Here is a 2,483-nt window from a genome sequence, read left to right as displayed (position 1 = left end):
TGGCCGCGTCCTGCAGCTGTCGGCCGCGGTCGGCGCGCGCAGCGAGGCCAACGCGCCGCTGCTGACCCTGCTGCCGGACGCGCCGCGCCTGGTCCGCGCCGAATTGAACGAAAGCTATGCCGGCAGCGTCACCCCGGGCATGGCCGCCGAGGTCATCAGCGACGACGGCCGCCAGACCGTGCTCGGCCAGGCGGTGGTGCGTTGGCTGGCGCCGGCCTACGGCCCGACCCAGTTGCACGACGACGCCACGCCCGCCGGCAACGACCGCAGCGTGGCCTGCGTGCTGGCCTTCACCCAGCCCTCGACCCTGCGCCTGGGCCAGCGCGTGCTGGTGCGCTTCCGCAACCCGGCCGCGGCCAAGCATTGAGCTTGCACGCCGCCGCGGCGGCGAAAGGCTGCTGAAACGCGCAGCGGCGACCCTGCACGGATTGCCGAGACTGCGCAGCCGCGCCCATTCACATGATCCAATCTGCCGAGTTCCACTTCGAAGGCGGCCGCAATGGCGTGCTGCTGATCCACGGCCTGACCGGCACGCCCAGCGAAATGCGCCTGCTCGGCAAGAGCCTGAACCGCGAAGGCTTCAGCGTCCATGGCGTGCAGCTGGCCGGCCACTGCGGCGACGAGGACGATCTGCTCGCCACCAACTGGCGCGACTGGTACGCCAGCGTCGAGGCGGCGGCCGCGCGCATGCGCCCACAGGTCGACCGGCTGTTCGTGGCCGGGCTGTCGATGGGCGCGGTGCTGGCGCTGCGCCTGGCGCAGGAACGTCCGCAGTGGGTGGACGGCGTCGGCGTACTCGGCGCCACCTTCCGCTACGACGGCTGGAACATCCCCAAGCGCGCGCGGCTGGCGTTCCTGCTGCCGTGGTTCAAGCGCCTGGGCATCGGCAAGCGCCGCATGTTCCTGGAAGAGCCACCGTACGGCCTGCGCGACGAGCGCATCCGCGCCCAAATCAGCAGCGCGATGCTCGGCGGCGACAGCAGCGCCGCCGGCCTGCCCGGCAACCCCTGGCACGCCCTGGCCGAGATGTACCTGCTCGCGCGCGAGGTGCGCCGCGACCTGCCCAAGGTCGTCGCGCCATGCCTGGTCGCGCACGCGACCGAGGACGACATCGCCGACCTGCGCAATGCGCGGCTGGTGATCGCCAACGTGTCCGGGCCGACGGAGCTGCTGCTGCTGCACGACAGCTATCACATGATCACCCTGGACCGCGAACGGCGCGTGCTCGGCGCGCGCCTGGCGCAGTTCTTCGCCGCCCTGTGCGTGCCGCAGCAGGCCGCCGCCTGATGGCGATGACCGGCTCGGTAGTGGGCATCTGGCTGGCGACGGTGGCGCTCGACACCGCCGGCCAATTGGCCTTCAAGTACGTGGCCAGCCACCCGCAGGGCACCGGCATGGCGCGCTGGCAGCGCATGGCGCGGCAGCCGCAGCTGTGGTTCGGCGTGGCCTGCTACGTGCTCGAATTCCTCGCCTGGACCGCGTTCCTGTCGCTGGTGCCGCTGGGCCGCGGCGTGCTGCTGGGTTCGATCAACATCGTGGCGATCATGCTGGCCGGGCGCTGGCTGTTCGGCGAACGCCTCGGGCGCATGCAGGTGGCCGGCATCTGCCTGGTCAGCGCCGGCGTGGCGGTGGTGGGGCTGGGCTCATGAGCCGGCCGCCGCTACAGCGCTACGCGGTGGGCTTCGCCCTGCTGCTGAGCTTCGACACCCTTGCGCAGATCGGCTTCAAGCTGGCCGGCACGCACGCATTCCCGCCGCAGGCCGAACTGGCCTGGGTGCTGCGCCTGCTCGGCAGCCCATGGCTGTACGCGGCGCTGCTCGGCTACATCGGCGCCTTCTTCACCTGGATGAAGCTGCTCGAGCATGCGCCGATCGGCCCGGCGTTCGCCGCCTCGCACCTGGAAGTGGTCAGCGTGATGCTGCTGTCGGCCTGGTGGTTCAACGAACACATCGGCCTGTTGCAGGCGCTGGGCGCGGCGCTGATCGTCGGCGGCATCGTCTGCCTGGCGATCGGCGAGCGCGCGGATCCCGCCGATGCGCACTGAAATCCCACCGACCGCCGGCCTGCCGCTGCAGTGGGGCGACCTGTGGCCAGGTCGGCCGCGCGAACGCCTGGCCAGCGCGCTCGGCCTGCCGCAGGCCCTGCTGACCTGCTCGGGCACCGCCGCGCTGATCGTGGCCCTGCGCACCCTGACCGCGGCCAACCGGCGCCGGCAGGTGCTGGTGTCGGCCTATACCTGCCCGCTGGTGGCGCTGGCGGTGGCGCACTGCGGCCTGCAACTGGTGCTGTGCGATCTGCTGCCCGGCTCGCTGGAACTGGACCCGGTGCAGTTGGCGCAGCGCTGCGGCAGCGACACCCTGGCCATCATCGCCACCCATCTGGGCGGGCGTCTGATCGACCTGGCACCGCTGCGCCGCGCCGCCGAAGGCTGCGGCGCGCTGCTGATCGAGGACGCGGCGCAGGCGCTGGGCGGCGTGCACCCC

5 protein-coding genes are annotated in these 2,483 nt (G+C 72.0%); all 5 read left to right on the top strand.

Features of this window, described 5'->3' with window-relative positions; all coding sequences use genetic code 11:
* Window positions 1-367: HlyD family secretion protein (locus tag D588_RS0121940; RefSeq protein WP_017917529.1), on the top strand; the 367-nt coding region annotated here is incomplete at its 5' end.
* A gap of 92 nt (window positions 368-459) precedes the next feature.
* Window positions 460-1,287, top strand: coding sequence for an alpha/beta fold hydrolase (locus D588_RS0121935; RefSeq protein WP_017917528.1), 828 nt, complete (start codon window positions 460-462; stop codon window positions 1,285-1,287).
* Window positions 1,287-1,649, top strand: coding sequence for an EamA family transporter (locus D588_RS0121930; RefSeq protein ID WP_017914162.1), 363 nt, complete (start codon window positions 1,287-1,289; stop codon window positions 1,647-1,649). The genes D588_RS0121935 and D588_RS0121930 overlap by 1 nt, the downstream gene beginning before the upstream one ends.
* A complete protein-coding gene (locus D588_RS0121925; protein ID WP_017917527.1) occupies window positions 1,646-2,044 on the top strand; it encodes an EamA family transporter in 399 nt (132 codons plus the stop codon). Before D588_RS0121930 ends, D588_RS0121925 begins: the two co-directional genes overlap by 4 nt.
* Window positions 2,034-2,483, top strand: a 450-nt coding sequence (locus D588_RS0121920) for a DegT/DnrJ/EryC1/StrS family aminotransferase (RefSeq protein WP_017917526.1), incomplete at its 3' end; no start/stop codon positions are given. The genes D588_RS0121925 and D588_RS0121920, both read left to right, overlap by 11 nt.

It is taken from the genome of Xanthomonas sp. SHU 308, from assembly GCF_000364645.1.
Taxonomy (GTDB): domain Bacteria; phylum Pseudomonadota; class Gammaproteobacteria; order Xanthomonadales; family Xanthomonadaceae; genus Xanthomonas_A; species Xanthomonas_A sontii.
Note: the sequence above shows the minus strand (reverse complement) of the source record. Positions and strands in the feature narration are given on the sequence as shown.

Bases quoted from the DNA above. Each gene is read 5' to 3' on its own strand.
- D588_RS0121935 (WP_017917528.1), top strand. From the start codon at position 460: ATGATCCAATCTGCCGAGTTCCACTTCGAAGGCGGCCGCAATGGCGTG.
- D588_RS0121930 (WP_017914162.1), top strand. From the start codon at position 1,287: ATGGCGATGACCGGCTCGGTAGTGGGCATCTGGCTGGCGACGGTGGCG.
- D588_RS0121925 (WP_017917527.1), top strand. From the start codon at position 1,646: ATGAGCCGGCCGCCGCTACAGCGCTACGCGGTGGGCTTCGCCCTGCTG.